19 protein-coding genes are annotated in these 21,903 nt (G+C 72.7%); 12 read left to right on the top strand and 7 right to left on the bottom strand.

The genetic code is table 11. The features are described 5' to 3' along the window. Window positions 1–3: 3 nt before the first annotated feature. Both M8542_RS11085 and M8542_RS11080 read right to left on the bottom strand, forming a co-directional pair. The gene (locus tag M8542_RS11085) at window positions 4–225 is read right to left on the bottom strand and encodes a hypothetical protein (protein WP_257919984.1); all 222 of its coding nucleotides are present in this window, start codon (window positions 223–225) and stop codon (window positions 4–6) included. A 53-nt stretch (window positions 226–278) separates the two neighbouring features. Further along, complete coding sequence (locus M8542_RS11080; protein ID WP_257919983.1) at window positions 279–1,175, bottom strand: LysR family transcriptional regulator; 897 nt, start codon at window positions 1,173–1,175, stop codon at window positions 279–281. Window positions 1,176–1,249: 74 nt separating this feature from the next. On the opposite strand from M8542_RS11080, the gene M8542_RS11075 reads away from it, so the two are divergent. Both M8542_RS11075 and M8542_RS11070 read left to right on the top strand, forming a co-directional pair. Then, window positions 1,250–2,020 carry an alpha/beta fold hydrolase gene (locus M8542_RS11075; RefSeq protein WP_257919982.1) on the top strand — a complete coding sequence of 257 codons (771 nt, stop codon included), beginning with the start codon at window positions 1,250–1,252 and terminating at the stop codon, window positions 2,018–2,020. Window positions 2,021–2,031: 11 nt separating this feature from the next. Then, the gene (locus M8542_RS11070) at window positions 2,032–2,808 is read left to right on the top strand and encodes an alpha/beta fold hydrolase (RefSeq protein ID WP_257919981.1); all 777 of its coding nucleotides are present in this window, start codon (window positions 2,032–2,034) and stop codon (window positions 2,806–2,808) included. Here the strand turns inward: M8542_RS11070 and M8542_RS11065 are convergent. After that, window positions 2,792–3,652: an SGNH/GDSL hydrolase family protein gene (locus tag M8542_RS11065; protein ID WP_257919980.1), complete on the bottom strand. Its 861-nt coding sequence runs from the start codon at window positions 3,650–3,652 to the stop codon at window positions 2,792–2,794. The two genes, M8542_RS11070 and M8542_RS11065, sit on opposite strands and share 17 nt — an antisense overlap. A 72-nt stretch (window positions 3,653–3,724) precedes the next feature. Continuing rightward, window positions 3,725–4,360, bottom strand: a complete 636-nt coding sequence (locus M8542_RS11060) for a class I SAM-dependent methyltransferase (protein WP_257919979.1) — start codon at window positions 4,358–4,360, stop codon at window positions 3,725–3,727. Between the two features lie 74 nt (window positions 4,361–4,434). On the opposite strand from M8542_RS11060, the gene folC reads away from it, so the two are divergent. Both folC and M8542_RS11050 read left to right on the top strand, forming a co-directional pair. Next, entirely contained in the window at window positions 4,435–6,090 is a 1,656-nt protein-coding gene (gene folC / locus M8542_RS11055; RefSeq protein WP_308210251.1) for a bifunctional tetrahydrofolate synthase/dihydrofolate synthase, read from the top strand. A 32-nt stretch (window positions 6,091–6,122) separates the two neighbouring features. Then, window positions 6,123–6,491, top strand: coding sequence for a DUF4233 domain-containing protein (locus M8542_RS11050; RefSeq protein ID WP_276586340.1), 369 nt, complete (start codon window positions 6,123–6,125; stop codon window positions 6,489–6,491). On the opposite strand, the gene M8542_RS11045 is transcribed toward M8542_RS11050, so the two are convergent. Then, on the bottom strand, window positions 6,479–7,375 hold the full coding sequence (locus M8542_RS11045; RefSeq protein ID WP_257919977.1) for an SDR family oxidoreductase: 897 nt from the start codon (window positions 7,373–7,375) through the stop codon (window positions 6,479–6,481). The two genes, M8542_RS11050 and M8542_RS11045, sit on opposite strands and share 13 nt — an antisense overlap. An 86-nt stretch (window positions 7,376–7,461) precedes the next feature. Here M8542_RS11045 and M8542_RS11040 point away from each other — a divergent pair, with 86 nt between their 5' ends. Further along, window positions 7,462–8,022 (top strand): TetR/AcrR family transcriptional regulator, encoded by a 561-nt coding sequence (locus tag M8542_RS11040; protein WP_257919976.1) that lies wholly within the window; start codon window positions 7,462–7,464, stop codon window positions 8,020–8,022. 205 nt (window positions 8,023–8,227) lie between these two features. Here the strand turns inward: M8542_RS11040 and M8542_RS11035 are convergent, their stop codons facing one another. After that, window positions 8,228–10,582, bottom strand: a complete 2,355-nt coding sequence (locus M8542_RS11035; protein WP_257919975.1) for a penicillin acylase family protein — start codon at window positions 10,580–10,582, stop codon at window positions 8,228–8,230. Between the two features lie 123 nt (window positions 10,583–10,705). On the opposite strand from M8542_RS11035, the gene M8542_RS11030 reads away from it, so the two are divergent. The 7 genes from M8542_RS11030 (at window position 10,706) to M8542_RS11000 (ending at window position 20,064) form a co-directional block, all read left to right on the top strand. After that, window positions 10,706–12,253 carry an alkaline phosphatase D family protein gene (locus M8542_RS11030; protein WP_257919974.1) on the top strand — a complete coding sequence of 516 codons (1,548 nt, stop codon included), beginning with the start codon at window positions 10,706–10,708 and terminating at the stop codon, window positions 12,251–12,253. A gap of 59 nt (window positions 12,254–12,312) precedes the next feature. Further along, on the top strand, window positions 12,313–12,723 hold the full coding sequence (ndk, locus tag M8542_RS11025) for a nucleoside-diphosphate kinase (protein WP_257919973.1): 411 nt from the start codon (window positions 12,313–12,315) through the stop codon (window positions 12,721–12,723). A gap of 24 nt (window positions 12,724–12,747) precedes the next feature. Continuing rightward, window positions 12,748–13,473: a maleylpyruvate isomerase family mycothiol-dependent enzyme gene (locus tag M8542_RS11020; RefSeq protein WP_257919972.1), complete on the top strand. Its 726-nt coding sequence runs from the start codon at window positions 12,748–12,750 to the stop codon at window positions 13,471–13,473. A gap of 94 nt (window positions 13,474–13,567) precedes the next feature. After that, window positions 13,568–16,873: a phosphodiester glycosidase family protein gene (locus M8542_RS11015; protein ID WP_257919971.1), complete on the top strand. Its 3,306-nt coding sequence runs from the start codon at window positions 13,568–13,570 to the stop codon at window positions 16,871–16,873. 41 nt (window positions 16,874–16,914) lie between these two features. Continuing rightward, a complete protein-coding gene (locus M8542_RS11010; RefSeq protein ID WP_257919970.1) occupies window positions 16,915–17,859 on the top strand; it encodes an ABC transporter ATP-binding protein in 945 nt (314 codons plus the stop codon). A 568-nt stretch (window positions 17,860–18,427) separates the two neighbouring features. After that, window positions 18,428–19,234 (top strand): ABC transporter permease, encoded by an 807-nt coding sequence (locus tag M8542_RS11005; protein WP_257919969.1) that lies wholly within the window; start codon window positions 18,428–18,430, stop codon window positions 19,232–19,234. Next, a complete protein-coding gene (locus M8542_RS11000) occupies window positions 19,234–20,064 on the top strand; it encodes an ABC transporter permease (RefSeq protein WP_257919968.1) in 831 nt (276 codons plus the stop codon). Before M8542_RS11005 ends, M8542_RS11000 begins: the two co-directional genes overlap by 1 nt. 138 nt (window positions 20,065–20,202) lie before the next feature. On the opposite strand, the gene M8542_RS10995 is transcribed toward M8542_RS11000, so the two are convergent. Beyond that, complete coding sequence (locus tag M8542_RS10995; RefSeq protein ID WP_257919967.1) at window positions 20,203–21,627, bottom strand: S8 family peptidase; 1,425 nt, start codon at window positions 21,625–21,627, stop codon at window positions 20,203–20,205. Window positions 21,628–21,903: the final 276 nt, after the last annotated feature.

Genomic DNA, 21,903 nt, shown 5'->3' with positions numbered 1-21,903 from the left:
CGGTCAGGCGGAGCGGGCCGCGTCGTAGCAGCGCCCGCGTTCCTTCTCCCACACGTCCTTGTCGCCGAGATCCGCATACTCCTCGCGCAGCCTCCGCGCGAGGACGTAGAACCCGCTACTCGGCTCGCCGCTGCCCTTCGACACGACGAGCGCGCTCCACAGTGGCTCGTCGCGATCCGCCGCACGGGTCGACACCTGCTCGAGGAAGTGACCCACGCGGTCCATTTCAAAGGTCTCGGGCACGCGCTCTGAGTCGTCCGGCAGGGGCCGGCTGTTACTCAGCCGGCGTCGATGGTGCGTGCTGCTTCGATCAGTGCGGCCAGCTCCGGCGTCAGCCGCCGGTTCGCCGGGGTCGCCAAGTACGTCTGCATCTTCGGCGAAGGATCCAGCGGTCGGAACACCACCCCCGGCACCGGCAGCAAGTTCGCGTGCGCCCGGTAGAACACCGTCCAATGCGGACGCCCGAACCCCAGCGTCCCCAACGTGTCCTGCGCCGTCGTGAAGTCCGGTCCCAGCACCGGCTCGAACCCCGCCGACCGGCAGCACGACACGACCAGCTCGAACAACGGCCGGTTCCGGGACGGCGGGCTCAGCCGCGCGGGAAGCGAAGCCAGCGACGCGAAGGAAACCACGGCGGAAGAAGCCAGCGGATGCGACGAAGGCAGCGCCACGAGCACCTCGTCCATCCACAAAGGAGTGAGGTCCAGGTCGGACGAGGGCCAGGAACCTCGGACGATGGTCGCGTCCAAAGAACCGTCCCGGACCCGCTCGAGACGCTGAGCCGTCGGCGCGTGCACCAGCTCCAAAGCAGCTGAAGGCGCCAGCCGGGCAAAGGCGCCCAGCAGTGAGTCCAGCCGATCACCCAACCCCTCACTCGTCCCCAGCCGCACCAACGAACCCGAAGCCCGGAACTCCGAGACCGAGTCGGCCGCCCGATCCGCCGCCGACAACACCGCCCGCGCGTGCGGCAGGAACCGCTGACCCGCCTCGGTGAGCACCACCGACCGCGTCGTCCGGTCGAACAAACCGACCCCGAGCGATCGCTCCAGCCGCCGCACCTGCTGGCTCACCGCCGGCTGGACGATGTGCAGCCGCTCCGCCGCCCGGCCGAAGTGCAGCTCCTCGGCCACCGTCACGAAGTAGCGCAGCTGACGAAGCTCCACGAAAGACCCCATTCATCATCGATCGTGATCAGTGTACGAGCGACTTGGCCATCGATCACCGGCCGCCGGCGCGGAACGCTCAACGCATGCCTCGGATGACCGTCGAAAACACCGAACTCCACTACGACGACGAAGGAGACGAAGGACAAGGCCCCGCCCTGCTGTTCGTGCACGGCTGGGGGACCAGCGGCCGCGTCTGGCAGTCGTGCCTGCCCGACCTCGTGCGTGACCACCGCGTCGTCACCCTCGACTGGCGCGGCTGCGGCCGCTCGGACCACCCCGCCCGCGGCAACACCATCGCCCGCGTCACCGCCGACCTCGCCGCCGTGATCGAGACGCTGGAGATCAAGCCCACCGTCATCGGGTCCAGCATCGGCGGTGTCTTCGCCACCGAACTCGCCCTGGCCCGGCCCGACCTGGTCGAAGCGGTCGTCGCCGTCGACAGCCCGGGGTACTGGCCGGCCACCGGCATGCTCGACAAGGTGCACGACCTGCGCAAACGGCTGGTCGACGACCGCGTCGGGACCTTCGAGGACTGGGTGCCCAACTGGGTCGCGGGCGCCCGGCCCGGGCTCGTCGCCTGGACGATCCGGCAGCTGCTCGACTCCGGCGCCTACATCGACGAGCTGTTCACCGAATGCACCACCTACGACCCGCGGCCCCGCCTGAAGGACCTTGCCGTCCCGATCACCTACCTGCACGGCGAGCTCGACGCCGAAATCCCGCTCGAAGTGCCGCGCACCTGCGCCGCGGAAACGCCCGGCGCCCGGGTGCACGTCCTCGCCGGCTGCGGCCACGTGCCGCACCAGGAAGACCCCCGCGCCTTCACCGCCGCCCTCCGCACGATCCTCGCCTGAAGGACCGCACCATGCCGAAAGTGACCCTCGGAACCACCGCCGTCCACTACGACCGGACCGGCGACGGCCCCGCGCTGCTCCTGCTGCACGGCACCGCCGCCTCCCGCGCGCAGTGGGGGCCGTTGACCGCACGGGCGGCCGGCTTCACCGTGCTGGCCCCCGACTTCCCCGGCTCCGGCCTGACCACCGACGACGGCGGCCCGATCACCGTCGAAGCCCTCGCCGCCCAGGCCGAAGCCGTCCTCGACCACGCCGGCGTGCACGAAGCCCACGTCGTCGGGCACTCGCTCGGCGCCGTCGTCGCGGCGCAGCTGGCCGGCACCCGCCCGGACCGCGTCCGGACGGCGGTCCTGCACGCCGCCTGGCCCGTCACCGACACGCGCCAGGACGCCGAGTTCCGCTACTGGCTCGACCTGCTCGAAACCGGGACCTTCGCCCGCATGCTCCCGCTGATGGCGTTCGGCCCGCGCTACTGGGCACAGGCCACCGCCGAAAGCAACGAACAGCTGGTCAAGACGCTCGAAACGATGCTCGAGCCCGGCACGGACCGGCAGGTCGAGACCGACCGGAGCGTCGACATCCGGCCGGTCCTCGCCGGGATCACCGCGCCCGTGCTCGTGCTCGGCAGCACGCACGACCGCCTGATCACGGCGGACCAGCAACGAGAGCTGGCCGCCGCGATCGCGGACGCGCGGGCCGCCGAGATCGACGCGGGGCACGGCGCCCCGGTCGAGCTGCCGGACGAGTTCGCCCGGATCGTGCTGGAGTTCGTCAGCGCAGCGCCTTGAGCACGACCGCGGCCACGCCGGCCATCCCCGCCTTGAGCGGGTGGTAGGCGGCCGCCTCGAAGACGTTCTGGTCCTTGCCGTTGATCCACGCCGAGCCGCCGCGCGCGCACGCGTCGTGGCCGCGCGACGGGCCGAACGTGTCGACGAACTCCGCCCGGCCGTCGGCGTCCGCCGCGTCGGACAGCGTCGAGTTCAGCTTTTCCTCGACGCTGTTCAGCCACGCGTAGTCGCCGTCGGCGAAGGGCAGGATGTCCGGGCAGTAGCCCCGGTCCGGCGCGATCCGCGGGTAGCCGACCACCAGCACCCGCGCCCGCGGCGAGCGCTCGTGGATCGCCGCGAGCACCGTCTCGACCCGTGGCCCGATGTTGTCGATCGACGTCGTGACGGAGTCACCGAAGTGGTCCTCGCACGGGCTGCCCGTCGGGTCGCTCGCGCGCAGGCCCGGGCACGTCGAGGTCAGGCTGCCGAACACGCCGTAGTCGTTGCCGCCGATGCCGAGCGTCACCAGGTCGGTGTCGATCCGCAGCGCGCCGAGCTGCGGCGGGTTGGTGCCGTTGAACGGCACGCCCTGCGGCCGGGTCATGTTCGTGGTGTCCGCGCCGGCGCAGCTGACGTCGGTGAACCGCCCGGCGTGCAGTGCCGCGGCCAGCACCGACGGGTAGTTCGCCGTCGACCGGCCGCAGCCGAGCGGGTCGAGCCGCTGGACCGGGATGAAGGGCCCGGACGTGTAGGAGTCGCCGAGGGCGACGTAGCTGCCGATGCTCGCCGCGGATGCGGCGGTGGCCGACGCCGGCAGCAGGATGGCTGCCGAGACGACGGCGGTGAGCAGCCGGGTGATGCGCATGAAGACCCCGTTCTGGTTCGGCGGATCGCTCCTTCCACATCTAGCGAGGCCGCCGCGCCGAGGGGACGGACTTCACCCCGCAGTCGGGTCACCGTCGCCGAGCTCACGGTAAGTGATCAGGGTGCGCCAGAACAGCAACGGCCGGACTGTGCTCCCGGGCAGCTGCCGCACCGCCTCGCGCCGCACTTCGGCGAGCGTCGGGTAGTCGTCGGCGACCGGGGCCCGAGGGCCGTCCTCGACGCCGCCGTTGAGCCGTTCACCCGCGTAGACGACCAGCCGCGCAAGCGCGTTCACCGGCACCGCGGCGGCCGCGCGGGCCCAGTCCGCCGGTGTGCTGGGGCGAGCCAGGCCGAGCACGACGAGCACGCCGCCGGGCACCAGCGCGCGGCGCAGCTTGGTGAGCGTGCCGACCGGCAGGTGGTGCAGGGACGCGAGGCAGGAGATGTAGTCGTAGTGCGCCTCGGGCAGCGGATCGGTGCCGACGTCGGCCTGCCGGTAGACGATCTCGCCCGGCCCGGGCGACCCGAGACCCGCCGCCGCCTCGACCATCGCCGCCGAGACGTCGACCGCCTCCACCGCCATCCCGGTCGCGGCCAGCCGCCGCGCGAACCGGCCGGTGCCGCAGCCGACGTCCAGCGCGATCCCGGGGCCGGGCGGGAGCAGGTCCAGCAGCAGCGGGTGGTAGTGGTCGTTGTGGTTGAACGGCATGCGTCGAGAGTGCCACCTCCGCGCGCACGTAGACTCGGGAAGCAAGTGCGAAACCCCAGGCCGGAGGAGATTCAGTGCCGCAGGATGAGACAGGTCGCAAGCCGGACCTGTCGGATCTGGACAGCTTCGCGGGCATCGACGAGCTGGGGTCGTCGGGCTACGAAGAGTCCGACGACCACGACCCCGAACTCGACGTCCGCGACACCGCGTTCGAGGCCGGCGGTGGCGCGCGCGGCGGGATCGGCGGGGTCGGCCAGCTGGGGGACAACCTGGCCACCGGCCCGGTGCCCGACCTGACCGTGCCCGAGGACGCCGAGCTGCACGAGCTCGACGACCAGGGGGTGGCGGCCGAGTACGGCGACCCGAACGGCGCCGAGGCGCGCCGCGAGCTGATGGCCGTCGAGGCCGAGCTGAACCAGCGCTGGCCGGAGACGAAGATCGAGCCGTCGCTCACCCGCATCTCGGCGCTGACGCAGCTGCTCGGCGAGCCGAACCGCGGCTACCCGGTGCTGCACGTGGCGGGCACCAACGGCAAGGGGTCCACGGCCCGGATGATCGACGCGCTGCTGACCCGGATGGGCCTGCGCGTCGGCCGCTACACGAGCCCGCACCTGCAGCTGGTCACCGAGCGGATCGCGCTCGACGGCGCGCCGATCTCCGCCGCCCGCTACGCCGAACTGTGGCACGACATCGCGCCGTACGTGGCCATGGTGGACGGTGCGAGCGCCGACGGCGTCGCGATGAGCAAGTTCGAGATCCTCACCGGGATGGCGTTCGCGGCGTTCGCCGACGCCCCGGTGGAGGCCGCGGTGCTCGAAGCCGGCCTGGGCGGCGCGTGGGACGCCACGAACGTCGCGGACGCCGACGTCGCGGTGATCACGCCGATCGGCATCGACCACGTCGAGTACCTGGGCCCGGACATCCTCGGCGCGGCCCGCGAAAAGGCCGGCATCATCAAGCCCGGCTCGGTCGCGGTCATCGCGGAGCAGGACCCCGAAGTGCAGAAGGTGCTGCTGGAGCGCGCCGTCGAGGTCGACGCCGCGGTCGCCCGCGCGGGCAGCGAGTTCGGCGTGCTGGAGCGCGAGGTCGCCGTCGGCGGGCAGCTGCTGAAGCTGCAGGGCCTCGGCGGGGTCTACGACGAGGTCTTCCTGCCGCTGCACGGCGCCCACCAGGCCGCGAACGCCGCGCTCGCGCTGGCCGCGGTCGAGGCGTTCTTCGGCGCGGGCAAGGACAAGCAGCTGGTGATCGAGGCCGTGCGCGAAGCGTTCGCCGAGGTCGAGACGCCCGGCCGGCTCGAGCGCGTCCGCGCGGCCCCCGCGGTGATGATCGACGCGGCCCACAACCCGCACGGCGCCCGCGCCCTGGCCGCGACCGTGGCCGAGGAGTTCGCGTTCCGCCGCCTGGTCGCGGTGGTCGGCGTGATGGCCGAGAAGGACGCGCACGGCATCCTCGACGCGCTGGAGCCGGTGGTGTCGGACATCGTCGTCACGCGCAACTCCTCGCCGCGGTCGATGCCGCTCGACGAGCTGAACCAGCTGGCCATCTCGGTCTTCGGCGAAGAGCGCGTGGTCGCCGAAACCGACCTGGAGACGGCGATCGAGACGGCGATCGCGCTGGTGGAGACCAGCGACGACCCGGAGGAGCCCCTGGCGGGCGGTGGCGTTCTGGTCACCGGTTCGGTGGTCACGGTCGGCGAGACCCGGACGCTGTTCGGGAAGGAGCCGGCGTGACCTCGAACGAGACACCCAAGCCCAAGGACCCGATGAAGGGCTTCCGCGGCGTGATGTCGGGGACGCTGATCATGGAGGCGATCACGGTCGCCCTCGCGCTGCCGGTGGTCAACAAGCTCGGCGGCGGGATCAGCACCGGCACCGGCTGGACGGTCATCGCGGTGGCCGCCGTGCTCATCGTGACCTGCGGGTTCGTCAAGCGGCCGTGGGCCGTGCCGCTGATCCTCGGTCTGCAGGTCGTGCTGATCGCGCTGGTGTTCTGGCTGCCGGCGATCGCGGTGCTGGGGGTGCTGTTCCTGGCGGTGTGGCTGTGGCTGCTGTGGCTGCGCAAGGACGTCGCCCGCCGGATGGCGGCCGGCACCCTCGCGAGCCAGCAGCCGGGCGCCGGTCAGCCCAGGTAGTCCCCGTTCGCGACGTCGTCGAGCAGGCCCGGCCCGCTCGGTGCCCAGCCGAGCAGTTCGCGGGTGAACGCGCTGGTCACGGGCGCGTCGAAGCCATAGGCCAGCGCCATGAACGGGCTCACGAAGTGCGTCGCGGCCGCCTCCGGGGTCAGTGAGACCGCCGGCAGGCCGAGGCCCTCGGCGATCGTCTCCGCGATGCGCTTGAAAGCGACGTTCTCGGCCGCGCCGTGCAGCACGCTGCCCGCCGGCGCCTGCTCCAGCGCGAGCCGGAACAGCACCGCCGCGTCGAGCCGGTGCACGGCCGGCCACCGGTTGGCGCCGTCGCCGACGTAGGCGGAGACGCCAGTCTGCCGCGCGGTCGCGACCAGCATGGTGATGAAGCCGTGGTCCTCGGGGCCGTGGACGGTCGGCGCGAGCCGGACGACGCTCGCGCGCACACCCCGGGCGGCGAACGCCAGGCAGGCCCGCTCGCCCGCGATCCGGAAGGTGGCGAGCCCGGCCGCGTCCGGCTCGTCCTTCTCGCTGCTCTCGCGCCCGGCGGGCATGACCAGCGTGCCCGAGGTGCTGACGAGCGGCTTGCCGGTGTTCTCCAGGGCCGTGCCGAGCGTCTCGATCGCGGTCCGGTCGCGTCGCATCATGGCGTCGGGATCGGCGAAGTCGCCGCCGAAGGCCATGTGCAGGACGCCGTCGGCGGCCTCGGCCCCGCGACGCAGGCCGTCGAGGTCGTCCAGTGAACCGCGAAGCGGGGTGGCGCCGAGTGCCGTGAGCCGGGTGGCGGCCGCGTCCGAGCGGGCCAGCCCGGTGACGGTGTGGCCGGCCTCGATCAGCTCGGTGACGACGGTGGGGCCGGTCTGGCCCGAACCGCCGGTGACGAAGACGTGCATGGGACTCTCCGAGGTAGTGACAGTGACTGACGCTAAAAACTCTACCTCTAGGTGTCAGTCACTGTCACTACGGGTAGGCTGACGGCGTGCCACGCAGCGGAGAAGAAGCGCGTCGCCGCCTCCAGCAGGCGGCGTTGGAGCTGTACGTCGAACGCGGTTTCGACCGGACGACGACGGCCGAGATCGCCGCCCGGGCGGGTGTCACCGAGCGCACGTTCTTCCGGCACTTCCCGGACAAGCGCGAAGTGCTCTTCGACGGCGAAGCCGCCCTGCGCGCGGAGCTGACCGAGTCGGTGGCCGACGCCCCCGACGGCCTCCCGCCGCTGGCAGTCCTGGTGCGCGCCTTCCGGAAGTCCGGCCGGATCCTCGAAGGCAACCGGTCGTTCGCCGAACCGCGGCTGGCGGTCATCGCCGCGACCCCGGCACTGCGTGAGCGCGACCTCGCCAAAGCCGCGGCGATGACCGACGCCTTGGCTGCGGCGTTGCGCGGGCGAGGGGTCCCCGACCGGCTCGCCGCGCTAGCCGCCCGCATCGGCTGGGACACCTTCCACCTCGCCGCCGGCGCCTGGATCGAGGAGTCCGCGCGTGGCCTGGACGAGCACGTGACCGAAGCCTTCGCCGACCTGCGCACGCTGACGGCGGGCTAGGCAGGTGGCCGGGTTGTGGGGGTTGTTTTTTGGGGGTTTAAACCCCCCAAAAAAAAAACACAAAAACCGCCCCGAGCCCGTGCCCGACGCCGCCGCCCCCCGGCGCCCGCTGCCGGCGGGCTCGGCTGGTGGCCGGGTTGTCGTGAGTGTTTAGGGCGGTTAGACCCGCCCTAAACACTCACGACAACTGCGGCAGGGCTGGAACTCAGCGCAGGACGACGATCCGCAGCGCCGGCGAGCGCACGATGTCCGCCTCGCAGAAGCGTTCCTTCACCCACTCACCGCGGCTGTAGAGCTTCGTCTGGTCGCTGAAGTACGGCGACTTCGGGTTGGCCGACTGCGAGTAGGTCAGCAGCGTCGAGGAGTCCGGGCACGCGCTGCCGCGGAACCCGACCACCTGGATGTAGCTCGACCCGTGCGCGACCTCGACGTTGCCGCGGGCCGGGTCCCACACCGGCGTCATCACGTTGAGCACGCCGAGGAAGCCCTGGCCGCCGTGGATCGGGATGCGCTCGCCGTTGCGGGTGACCGCCTGGCCGTCCCTGAGGCGAGCGTCCGGGGCGAGCCCGGCCGTGCGCAGCTCCACCAGCGCGTCCCCGAACGCCTTCTGGACGTCCGCGTTGCCGACGTTGAGGGTGTTCGGCGTGGTCAGCGGCGCCTTCGGGTCGAAGGGCACCGAGAAGCGGGCCACGTCGCCCAGCCGCGCGGCGAACCGCTGGAACAGCAGCGATCCCCGCGTGTCGAGCGTGTAGGTGTGGTCCCAGTTCGCCAGCACCCGGCACGCGTTCCCGACCGGCACCGGGCCGGACGAGGACGGCGCCTGCCCACCCGGGAAGGACGCGCACAGCTTGGCCAGGTCCGCCGCCGTCAGGTCGGCGAACAGGCTGTGGTCGGCGAAGAGCATCTTCTTCATCGAGTCCGTCGTGAACCCGCCCTTTTCGGCGGTGAGCAGCGCTTCCCGCGTCCGTGGCGACCGCTCGGTGCCGATGTCCCCGACGATGTGCGGGTACCCGGTGATCGGCGTCTTCGCGTTGGCCAGCCAGGCGCTGTCGTTGGTGTTCAGCTCGTAGTCGCGGCTCTGCTGCCGCGGCAGCCGCGACGGCGCGAAGATGCCCGGTTCGAGCGCGCCGGGGTCGGAACCCCACTGGCACGACGACTTCGATCCGTCCAAAATGGCCAGTCCGACCGCGGGGAAGGTCTGCTGTCCCAGTGCGGTGCTGCACACCTTCGCCTGCTCGTCGGTGATGTGCGGGACGACCTGGATGTCGGCGTAGAGCGCGTTGCCCGCCCGGTCGGTGGCGATCGTGTTGACCCACGGCACACCTTGGGTGCGGCTCAGCGCACCGACGACGTCGGCTGTGCTGCGGGCCTGGTCGAGCTCGAACCACGTGTTGAGCCCGCGCATGTTCGTGCCGTTGGCGTCGCGCACGGTGTAGGCCGACTTCGTCGTCCACGGCAGCGGAATGCCCTGGAAGTCACCCATCACCGGCCCGTACCGGGTCGACCAGAACGTCTGGCGGACCGGCTTCAGCGAGCCGTCGGCCTGGCGCACCTGGACGGTGACTGCGCGGGAGGTCATCTTCTCCGGCTTGCCGTCGACCAGGTACGTCGTCGGGTCGCCCGCCTGCAACGGCACCTCGAACAGGCCGAACGTGACCGGCGTCGACACCGTGTGCGTCCAGGCCGCGTCCGCGGTGTGCCCGATCTGGACGAACGGCATGCCGAGCAGGCTCGCGCCCGCGACGTCGAGCCGGCCCGGGATGGTCAGCTGGCTCTGCCAGAACCGGCGCCCGGCCTGCCACGGGTAGTGCGGGTTGCCGAGCAGCACGCTGCCCTTGCCGGCCGCGGTGGAGTCCGAGCCGATCGCGATGCCGTTGCTGCCCAGCCCGCTGCCGTTCAGCGCCTGTGCCACCTTCGCCGACAGCTGCCCGCCGGTGCCCGCGGCCGGCGTCGGGCCGGCCGGCGGCGCGGTGAACAGGCCTTCGGTGACGACGCCCTGGCCGCCGGTGATCGCGATGGCGTAGTAGTGCCGGTAGAAGTCCTGCTCGGTGATCGGCCGGACCCAGTCCGCGCCGCGGCAGGCCGGGTCGGAGATGCCGGCGCGGCCGGTGCGCGCGAGGTAGGCGTTGAACCCCTTGACGTAGCCCGAAACGACCTCGCGCACTTCGCGGCGCGGACCCAGCGGGGCCGGCTGCGCGACCAGCTTGTCGACGACGTGCGAGTCGTTGATCTGCTGGAAGAACAGGTCGCTGTGCAGGTTGCTCTCCGCCTCGGACAGCGACGGGTAGCCGCCGCCCTCCGGGCCGAAGTACTTCGACCGCTGCCCGCTCACCGTGAGGTAGATGTTCGCGAGCTCGCAGACGTTGTCGGTGGCCGCCGCGAAGCCGTACCCGTAGCCGAGTCCGGCGTAGTCCTTGGCGACGATGTGCGGGATGCCGTGTTCGGTGTAGCGGAGGACGGCTTTCGCGCTGTCTTCGCCCGCTTCCGCGACGGCGGTGAAGAGTGTGGTGAAGGTGAGTGCCGCTGTCAGAACCGCCAGGCTTTTCCTGAATGGTTTCATCTGACCCCCTTGTCGTGATCGCCACGCTACCGAGGGGGATAGGGCCCGGACATGGGGGAAAACCCGGGGATTCGTTCATCCGCGCGCAAACCGGCGTTGGCCGGGGCGGGATAGAAACCGCGCATGACCGAACCGACCCACCACTCCCGCCGCACCCTGTTCAAGGCCGGTCTCACCGGCGCCGCCGCCGCTCTCGTGCTGCCTTCGACGGCGTTCGCCGCGACCCCGCTGGTGCGTCGCGACCGCCCGGTGCTCACCCACGGCGTCCAGTCCGGGGACGTCACGCCCGGCTCGGCGATCGTCTGGTCGCGCGCGGACCGGCCGTCGCGGCTGTGCGTCGAGGTCGCGCGCGACCCGTCGTTCCGGCACGCTCGCCGGGTCCCCGGCCCGCTCGCCGGCCCGGCCACCGGCGGCACCGGGCAGGTGCGCGTCGCCGGCCTTGCCCCCGGCACCGAGTACCACTACCGCGTCACCGCGGAGTCGCTGGACGGGCGCGCCACGAGCGAGCCGCTGACCGGCCGCTTCGCCACCGCGCCGGTGGGCCGCCGCGACACCCGGATCCTGTGGTCGGGCGACGTCGTCGGCCAGAACTGGGGCATCAACCCGGACCTGGGCGGCATGACGATCTTCTCGGCGATGGCCGCCCGCCGCCCGGACCTGTTCCTGCACAGCGGCGACACGGTGTACTCCGACGGCCCGCTGACGGAGACGGTGACGCTGCCCGGCGGCCGCACGTGGCGCAACGTCGTCACGGCGGAGAAGTCGAAGGTCGCCGAGACCCTCGACGAGTACCGCGGCCAGCACGCGTACAACCGCCTCGACGCGAACTTCAAGCGCTTCGCCGCGCAGGTGCCGGTCTACGCCCAGTGGGACGACCACGAGGTCCTGAACAACTGGTACCCGGGCGAGATCCTCGACCTCCCGGCGTACACGGAGAAGCGGCTGGACGTCCTCGCGCCGCGCGCCTACCAGGCGTTCCACGAGTGGCACCCGATCGACTCGCGCCGCGCCGTCGACGGCCGCGTCTACCGCAGCTTCACCTACGGCTCCCGCGTCGAGGTGTTCGTGCTCGACATGCGGACCTACCGCAACGCCAACACCGCGGACCAGACGAAGCCGGGCTACATCCTCGGCGACAAGCAGGCCCGCTGGCTCGCCGACGCTCTCGGCCGCAGCACGGCGACCTGGAAGATCGTCCAGGCGGACATGCCGCTGGGCCTGGTCGTCCCGGACGGCACGGACATCGAAGCGGTGGCGAACGGCCTGCCCGGCGCACCCGGCGGCCGGGAGACGGAGCTGGCCTGGGTGCTGCGGGAGATTCAGCGCCGCCGCGTCCGCAACGTCGTCTGGCTGACCGCGGACGTCCACTACACGGCGGCGCACCACTATTCGCCCGACCGCGCGGCCTTCCAGGACTTCGACCCGTTCTGGGAGTTCGTGTCCGGGCCGCTGAACGCGGGCGCGTTCGGACCCAACGCGCTGGACCCGACGTTCGGCCCGGAAGCGGTGTTCGTGCACGCGCCGCCGGTCGCGAACACGGCCCCGATCGACGGCTTCCAGCACTTCGGGGAGCTGAACGTCGACGGCTTCACCGGCGACCTGACGGTGGACCTGCGGGACGCGACCGGGGCGTCGCTGTGGTCGAAGAAGCTGCACCCGCAGGGCCGCTGAACACGGTCGGCTACGCTCACGCGCACCGACCCCTCACCGCACCAAGGAGAAACACCGTCGTGACTGAACGCACGCTGGTCCTCGTCAAGCCCGATGGCGTCGCGCGCGGCCTCGTCGGCGAGGTCGTCTCGCGCATCGAGCGCAAGGGCCTGAAGCTCGTCGCCCTCGAGCTGCGGACCGTGCCGCAGGCCCTGGCCGAGGAGCACTACGCCGAGCACAAGGAGCGTTCGTTCTTCGGCGACCTGCTCGAGTTCATCACGTCGGGCCCGCTGGTCGCGCTCGCCGTCGAGGGGCCGCGCGCCATCGCCGCGTTCCGCCAGCTCGCCGGCGGCACCGACCCGGTCGAGAAGGCCACCCCGGGCACCATCCGCGGTGACTTCGCGCTGGAGACGCAGTACAACCTGGTGCACGGCTCGGACTCCCCGGAGTCGGCCGAGCGCGAGCTGAAGCTCTGGTTCCCCGACCTGTGACCGGCGCCGGGGCCACGCCCGCGCGTGGCCCCGGTCCTCTTCAGGAGCACCCGTGACGACGATGCCGTTCCCGGCCCGCGACTACCTGCCGGTGCTGCGCGAGCTCACCGGCGCGTTCGCCGAGCGGCTGCGCGCCGCCGACCCGGCCGCGCCGGTGCCCGACTGCGCCGGCTGGCGTGTGAGCGACCTCGGCGCGCACCTCGGGAACGTGCACCGCTGGGCCGCGACCGTCGTCACGACCGGGGAGCCCCAGCGCAGGGGCCCGGCGCCGACCTCGCGTCCTGGTACGCCGAGAGCGCCGAGCTGCTCCTCGACGCCCTCGATGCGGCGGGCCCCGAAGACCGGTGCTGGCACTTCGGCGGCACCGAGAAGACCAAGGCGTTCTGGTACCGCCGCCAGGTGCACGAGACGGCTGTCCACCTCGCCGACTCCGGCAGCGCCCACGTGCTCGACCCGGCCGTCGCCGCGGACGGCGTCGACGAGGTCCTCGGCGCGTTGCTCCCGCGGGTGACGCGCTGGCACGCCGTCCCCGAACTGCCCGGTCCGGTCACCCTGCGCGCCACCGACACCGGCGACGTCTGGACCGTCCACCCCGGCGAGCCGCCCGTGCTGGGTCCGGCCGCCGGCAGCGCGTCCGTCGAAGCTCCCGCCCGCGATCTCCTGCTGCGGCTGTGGAAGCGCACCGGCCCCGACCCGCGCGTCGACGGTGCCGCCGCGACCGCACTGCTCGAAGCGCCCCTCACGCCGTAGACCATTCAGGCGGCGTTCACCGGGAAGTCTTCCCACGGCCGTGCCACTGCGCTGTGCTGGTCCGGTCCACTCTCACTGGCTCCTGGGGTACCTGGTGAAGAAGTCACGACTTGTCCTGCCCGGCGCGCTCATCCCGCTGCTGGCCTCGGTTCTCGTCGCACCCGCCCACGCCGACCCCCTCGAAGCGCCGCTCGGCACCCCGCCGGTCGAGGCCGCGCCCGCCGCGTCGTCGGACGGCCGGGCGCCGACGGCCTTCGCCGCGGCGGACCCCGACGACGGGCTCGTCACCGGCAGCGCGACCACCGAAGTCGCGCCCGGCCTCGACCTCACCCAGTTCGACCGGTTCGACCCGGCCGGCTGGATCCGCGGCGACACCCTCGCCGTCGACCTCGGCAGCAAGGTCCTGAAGCCCACGTACCTGAGCCCGGGCACGGTTTCCGCGCGCACGCCGCTTTCGCAGCAGGTCGCGCGCACCGGCGCGGTGGCCGGGGTGAACGGCGACTTCTTCGACATCAACGCCACCGGCGCGCCGATCGGCGTCGGCATCGACGCCGGGCAGCTGCAGACCGCGCCCGCCGCCGGCCACAACTACACCGCGTCGATCACCGACGAAGGCAAGGCGCGGCTGGCTTCGGTCTTCCTCGAAGCCACCGTGACGCTCCCCGGCGGCACGGTGGAAGCGACCAACTTCAACAGCCCGGTCCTCGGCAAGGACGCGATCGGCGTCTACACGCCGTTGTGGGGCGCCTCCGGGCGCGCGACGTCGGTGGCGGGGGCGTCGCGCGTGCGCGAGGTCGAGCTGCGCGACGGCGTGGTCACTGCCGTGCGCGAGCAGCCCACGGCCGGCCCGATCGCGGCCGGCACCACCTTGCTGCTGGCCCGGGAAGCCGGCGCGGACGCGCTCGCGGCGCTCAAACCGGGCGACGCCGTCGGCGTCGGCTACGCGCCGCGTTCGGACGCCGGGAAGATCGCGGTCGCGGTGGGCGGCAACGAAGTCCTGCTCCGCGACGGCGTCGTCCAGCCGGTCGACGACGTGGCGCTGGCGCCGCGGACCGCGGTCGGCTTCTCCGCCGACGGCAAGCGGCTGTGGCTGGCCACAGTGGACGGTCGTCAGGCCGACAGCCGCGGCCTGACCGAGCTGGAGCTGGCCCGGCACATGAAGAGCCTCGGCGCCGACGACGCCATCAACCTCGACGGCGGCGGCTCCTCGACGCTCCTGGCGCGCAACGAGGGCGAGGCCGCGCCGAGCGTCCGCAACGCGCCGTCCGACGGCGGGGAACGCCTGGTGCCCAACGGCATCGGCTTCACGACCGTGCCGGGCAGCGGCAAGCTCACCGGCTTCGCGCCGGCGCCGGCTGTGGCGACCGACGACGCGAACCGCGTGCTGACCGGCCTGACCCGGCACCTGGTCGCCGACGGCCACGACGAGACCGGCGCCGCGGTGGCCGCCGACCCGCGCTGGAGCACCTCCGCGCCCTGGCGGGCGACCGTGACGCGCGGCGTCGTCACCGGGCACGGCGCGGGCAGCGTCGACGTCGTCGCCCGCGCCGGCCACGCGTCCGGCAAGACGACGCTTTCCGTGCTGGGCAAGGCGGTCCGGCTCGGCACGAGCACCGAGCAGGTCGCACTGTCCGGCGCGGGCGCGAAGAGCACGTTCAAGGTCTACGGCTACGACGCCGACGGCTACGGCACCTGGCTCGAGCCCGACGACGTCAAGCTCGACTACGACCACTCGGTCGTGCGGATCGAACCGTCGGGTGACGGCTACACGGTGACCGCGCTGACCGCGTCCGGCGCTTCGGCGATCACCGCCTCGGCCGCGGGCCTGACCACGCACCTGGCCGCTTCGGTCGGCACGGTGCCGCAGGTGGCGGCGCCGCTGGACGGCCCGGCGGGCTGGACGGCGACGGTGTTCCCGGCGGTCGTCGGGGCGGCGCTGTCGGCGGCGCCCGGCCGGGACGGCGGCGCGGGGCTCGCGCTGGACTACCGCCTCACCGGCACGACGGCCACGCGGGCCGCGTACGTGACGCCCGCGTCGCCACTCGCGGTTCCTTCGGGCACGCAGAAGATCGGGCTGTGGGTCGACGGCGACGGCAAGGGCGCGTGGCTGCGGGCGGAGCTGCGGGACGCCGCGAACGTCGCGTCCATTGTGGACTTGTCGCTGAGCGTGGACTGGACGGGCTGGCGGTACGTCACCGCGGCGGTGCCGGCCGGGCTGCCCGACGGCCAGCGCCTGGCGCGCTTCTACGCCGTCGAGAACGTGCCGGACCAGCAGTACGAAGGTCACCTGGTGTTCGACGACCTCACGTACGAGGTGGCGCCGACCACGGCCGTCCCGGCGGACCCGGCGCCGCACGACCCCGCGCTGGTCACCGACGGCACGCTGGCGGGCGGCCTGCGCGTCGCGGTCGTCAGCGACGCCCAGTTCACCGCGGACGACCCGGCCGGCCCGCTGGTCGCCCAGGCCCGGCGCGCCCTGCGCGAAGCCGTCGCGGCGAAACCGGACCTGGTCCTGATCAACGGCGACTTCGTCGACCGCGGCACCGCGCCCGACTTCGTGCTGGCCCGCCGGGTGATCACCGAGGAGCTGGACGGCAAGGTGCCCTGGTACTACGTGCCGGGCAACCACGAAGCCGAAGGCGGCAACGGGCTCGCCAACTTCCAGGCGGCTTTCGGGGTGACGCACCAGGTCGTCGACGTGCACGGCATCCGGCTGGTGCTGATGGACTCCTCGCGCGGATCGCTGCGCGCGGGCGGGTTCGACCAGGTGCGGATGCTGCGCTCGGCACTCGACTCCGCCGCCACCGACCGGTCGATCCGCGGCGTCGTCGTCGCGATGCACCACCCGGTGAAGGACCCGAGCCCGACCGGGAACTCCCAGCTCGGCGACCGGAAGGAAGCCACCCTGCTGACCCGGTGGCTGACCGGGTTCGAGCAGGCGTCGGGCAAGCCGGCCGCTTCGGTGGCTTCGCACGCGGGCGTGTTCTCGCTGTCCCGGGTGGACGGCGTGCCGTACCTGGTCAACGGCAACTCGGGCAAGGCGCCGGCGGCCGCGCCGGGTGACGGCGGGTTCGTCGGCTGGACGCTGCTGCGCGTCGACCCGGCCGACCGCGCCCAGCCGGTGCGCTTCGAAACGCGGCCCAACGTGGACGCCCTTTCCCTCACGGGCCCGTCGTCGATGGTCCGCGGTGAACGAGCGGTCGTCCGCGCTTCCCTGCGGCAGGGGACGCGCGACGTGCCGGTGTCGTACCCGGTGAGCGCGGACTGGACGGCCTCCTGGGGTGTCGTCGCGTTCGACCCCGCCTCCGGTGTCCTGACGGCGCTGCGGCCGGGTGTCGCGCGGCTGGCGGTGACGGTCAACGGGGTGACGCAGTCGCTGGTCGTGACCGTGCGCGGCTAAACCGTTCGGTTTTTGTCGGTGCCCGCTCGTATGGTCGGGGGGTGGACGATGCGGAGGACCGGGAACCGGCGCTGGTGCAGGCTAAGGCACTGGTGAAGCGCTTCGGCGAGTTCGAGGCCGTGCGCGGGATCGATGTCGAGGTGCGGCGCGGGGAGGCGTTCGGCTTCCTCGGCCCGAACGGCGCGGGCAAGTCGTCGACGATGCGCATGATCGCGTGCGTGTCGCCGCGCACCGACGGTGATCTGCGCGTGCTGGGGCTGGATCCGGAGGTCGCCGGCCCGCGGATCCGCGCGCGCCTGGGGGTGGTGCCGCAGCAGGACAACCTGGACGTCGAGCTGACGGTCCGGGAGAACCTGCTGATCTACGGCCGCTACTTCGGGCTGTCCCGCGCGGCGGCCCGGCGCAAGGCCGACGAGCTGCTGGAGTTCGCGCAGCTGACCGACCGCGCCGACGACAAGGTGGACCCGCTGTCGGGCGGCATGAAACGCCGGCTGACGATCGCCCGTTCCCTGGTCAACGACCCGGAGCTGCTGCTGCTCGACGAGCCGACGACGGGCCTGGACCCGCAGGCGAGGCACCTGCTGTGGGATCGCCTGTTCCGGCTGAAGGCCCAGGGCACGACGCTGATCGTCACCACGCACTACATGGACGAAGCCGAGCAGCTGTGCGACAGGCTGGTGGTGATGGACCACGGCCGCATCGCGGCGGAGGGCTCACCGGCGGACCTGATCAAGCGCTACTCGACGCGCGAAGTGGTGGAGCTGCGCTTCCCGGCGGGCGAGCAGGTGTCGGCGGCCCAGCAGGTGGAGGGGCTGGCGGAGCGGGTCGAGGTCCTGCCGGACCGGGTACTTCTGTACAGCGACAACGGCGAGGACGCGTTGGAGCACGCGCACGCCCGAGGCGTGCGGCCGCTGTCGAGCTTGGTGCGCCGCAGTTCGCTGGAGGACGTGTTCTTGCGGTTGACCGGCCGGACACTGGTGGACTGATGGCCATGTCACTCGCCGGCGGCTCTGGCCGGCTTGATGCGCGGGGTTTGTTGCTGCGGTGCGCGGAGGGCGGTTCCGCCGCGCGTGGGGGCTGCTGGAGCCTCGCGGCGGCTGCTCGCCCTGGGGGCTCGCGGTTCGTTGTGGCGGCTGCCTGCTCTGGCGCCCCGCGCCCCTCTGCGCCGGCTGCTCGCCTTGGCGGCCCGCGGTCTGTCGTGGCGGCTGCCCGTTCTCGTGTCCCGCGCTCCGGCGCGCCGGCTGCTCGCCTTGGCGGCCCGCGGTCTGTCGTGGCGGCTGCCCGCCCTGGCGCCCCGCGCCCCGGCGCGCTGGCTGCCTGCCTTGGCGGCTCGCGGTCCGTCGTGGCGGCTGCCTGCTCTGGCGCCCCGCGCCCCGCTGCGCCGACTCCCCGCCTTAGTGGCTCGCGGTCCGTCGTGGCGGCTACCCGTTCTCGTGTCCCGCGCCCCGTCGCGCCGGCTGCCCGCCCTGCCATCCCGCGCTCCGCCGCGCCCGCCGATCCCAGCGGCCGCGCCGCACCACCTTCGGCCCCCGCCGAGCCCAACCGGAGGCTGCCATGACCACCATCGCCTCCACCGGCCGCGTGGTCGGCAAGTGGCACGGTGCCTGGCTGCAGGTCGAGGGCCGCTGGACCTGGTACCGCCGCCATTGGGTGTCCACTTTGTACTCCACCGGCCTCCAGCCGGTGCTCTTCCTCGCGGCCATGGGGCTCGGCTTCGGCTCGCAGGTCCGGCCGGGCGCGGTCACCGGCGGGCTGTCCTACCTGCAGTACATCGCGCCCGCCATGCTCGCCGCCGGGGCCGCGCAGCAGGCGGTCGGCGAGTCGAGCTACCCCGTGCTCTCCGGCTTCAAGTGGCAGAAGGAGTACCTGGCCGTCACGGCCACCCCGGTGTCGCCGGGCCAGGTGTTCGGCGGCCACCTGATCTGGTCCGCGCTGCGGCTGACCCTCGCGGGCGCGATCTACGCGTTCGTCGCGGTGTTCTTCGGCGCCTGGACCGGGCCCGGCGTGCTGCTGGTCATCCTCGCCGGCACGGTCACCGGCCTCGCCTGCACCGCCCCGATGGCCGCGCTCGCGGCGCACACCTTCGACGAGGGCCAGCGGTTCGGCCTGATCTTCCGCTTCGTCGTGATGCCGATGACGTTGTTCTCCGGCACGTTCTTCCCGATCACCCAGCTGCCGGCCGCGATCCGGTGGCTGGCCTGGCTCTCCCCGCTCTGGCACGGCACGCAGCTGGCCCGCGGCGTGAGCGTCGGCGGGGTCGGCGGCTGGGCGATGCTCGGCCACTTCGCGGTGCTCGCGGCGTTGTTCGCGGCCGGGTGGGCGGTCGCGCACCGGGCCTTCTACCGGAGGCTGGTGGTCTGATGGTGAGCGTCCAGGCACCCCCGGCCCGGGTCGGGCTGCTGCTGCGGATCCTGCCGCCGGGGCTGTACGCGGGCCGCGCCCGCACGCTCGTCGAGCGTTCGGCGATGGTGTACCGCAATAGCTGGCTGATCTTCCTGTCCGGCGCGGCCGAGCCGTTCCTCTACCTGCTCGCGTTCCAGCTCGGGTTCGGCAAGCTGGTCACCGAGGTCGCGGGCCCGGACGGCCGCCCGATGAGCTACGTCGCGTTCGTGGCCCCGGCGCTGCTGGCGACGTCGGCGATGAACGGCGCCATCTACGAGTCGACGTACAACCTCTTCTTCAAGCTGCGCTACGCAAAGCTGTACGACGCGATGCTGGCGACCCCGATCGGCCCGCTCGACGTGGCCCTGGGCGAGATCGGCTGGGCGATGACCCGCGGCGGCGTCTACGCGGTGGCGTTCCTCGCGATCGCGGCGGCGATGGGGCTGCTGGCGTCCTGGTGGGCGCTGCTGATGGTCCCGGCGGCGCTGCTGATCGGGCTGGCCTTCTCGGCGATCGGCATGGCGATGGTGACGTTCGTCCGCTCGACGGCCCAGTTCGACTACATCCAGCTGGTCCTGACCCCGATGTTCCTCTTCGCGACGACGTTCTTCCCGCTGTCGGTCTACCCGGAGCCGCTGCAGTGGGTGGTCCGCTGCCTCCCGCTCTACCACGGCATCGAGCTGATGCGCGGCCTCGCCACCGGCCTGCTGTCCCCGTCGATGCTCGGCAACCTGGCCTACCTCCTGGCCCTGGGCGCCCTCGGCCTCTGGGCCTCGACCCGCCGCATAGCCAAACTTTTGCTGACCTGACCCGTGATGCCCCGCCAATCACACGTGATGCCCCGCCAATCACACGTGATGCCCCGCCAATCACGCGAGATGCCCCGCCAATCACGCGAATGACGCGCTCATCACGCGAGATCCGGCTCCACACACGCGAGCGACGGCTCACCGCGCCGGATCGGGCCGTCCCCGCGGCGCGACGGCCGCCAGCGCGTCCACCATCCCGTGCCCGTAGAAGCCGTTGAACCCCTCGTACCCCGCGCAGTAGGCGTCCTGGGTGCCGTCGCCGGTGAGGTCGTAGTCGGCCGGGCACGCCATCGGCATCGCCTGGTTGTCCAGCGTCCGCCGCAGCTGCCGCGGCCCGGCCTCCTCGTGCGTCGACGCCAGCAGCGCCAGCACCCCGGTCACGTGCGGTGCGGCCATCGACGTCCCGCACAGCGGCGCGTACCCGCCCGGCACCGTCGAGAGCACGCACTCACCCGTCTCGCCACCCGGGGCCGTGACGTCGATCACGCCCAGCCCGTACGAGCTGTACCCGGCCTTCACCCGGTCCGAGCCGACGGCCGACACCGCGACGACGTCCCGCAGCCCGGCCGGCAGCGCCTCGCACCCCGAGCCGGCGCCGGGGGAGCCCGAGCGCGCCGACGGCGTCAGGTCGACGGCCTCGTTGGTCGCCGCGGCGACGTTCAAGGTCCCGGCCGAAGTGCTGTACTCCACCGCGCGCGCCAGCGCTTCGTGCACGACGCCGCGGTCGTTGCCGCGGATGCAGGACAACGTCCACGGGTTGACGAAGAAGCTGCTGTTCGTCAGCCGCATGTGCCGCGAAGCCGCCCACATCAGCCCGCAGACCGCGGCCTCCGGGTCGGCGTACCCGCGGTCGTCGATCACCTTCACCGACGCCACACGCACCCCGGGCGCCACACCCGTCACACCGCGGCCGTCGTCGGCAGCCGCGATGATCCCCGCCACGTGCGTGCCGTGCACCGACGTCGTGGGCGCCCACGACGCCGGTGAGCGGTCGGGCGCGCCGGTGAGGCAGCCCGCCGAGTCTTCGCGGTCGAGCGCGCCGGTCAGGTCCGGGTGGTCCGGGTCGATCCCCGAGTCGAGCACGCCGACGACGACGTCGCGGCTGCCATCCGACCGGCCCGGCACGCGGCCCGCGTTGATCATCCGCATGTCCCACTGCCGCCCGCTCAGATCGGCGGCCGGGACGCGCGCCGGGTCGGTCGCGGGCAGCGTCGCCCGCGCGGGCTGCGGCTTGACGTCGGTGGCGCGCTGCGCGGCCAGCCGCTCGGCCTGGGCGCTGAACGCCCGGTCGAGCCCGAGCCGCCCGCCGAAGCCGGAGTCACCCGAGGTCGCGACCGCGACGGCGATCTGCGGGTAGTAGACGGTGGTGGCGCCGCACGCGCCGGTGACCTGCGCGCGAGCCGAGGACTCGCTGGTGCCGCGGTCGAAGGTGACGACGTAACGGAGGTTCCGGCCGTGCGCGCACGCGGGCTCGTCAGCCGCCGCCGGACCGGCGGTGACGCATCCCGAAAGCACCAGGACGGTGCACACGGCCGCCCGCAGGGGCCGCGCCAGCAGGGACACCGGACCTCCCACCGGATGCAGGAACCGCGGGTGCCGGCGCACGAGATCCCGGTCACCCCGAGCCGCACGGTAGCCACCCGGTGCCCGGTGGACAAGCGCTACGGCCAAGTTCCCCCGGCCGGTGGGGCCCGCGGCGCGCCCGGCGGCGTGGGCGGAGGTACCGAGTACACGTGCGCGGTCACCCGGTGTGGGATACTCGGGGAGGCCACCGGGCCGCGGGGCGCACGTGAGAGGTGCTGCCTGCGGTGTTGTGGCCCGGTGATGTGCACGAAGAGC

Origin of the sequence: Amycolatopsis iheyensis (assembly GCF_024703995.1) — a bacterium.
Classification (GTDB): Bacteria; Actinomycetota; Actinomycetes; order Mycobacteriales; family Pseudonocardiaceae; genus Amycolatopsis; species Amycolatopsis iheyensis.
This window is presented reverse-complemented; position numbering and strand designations above follow the sequence as displayed.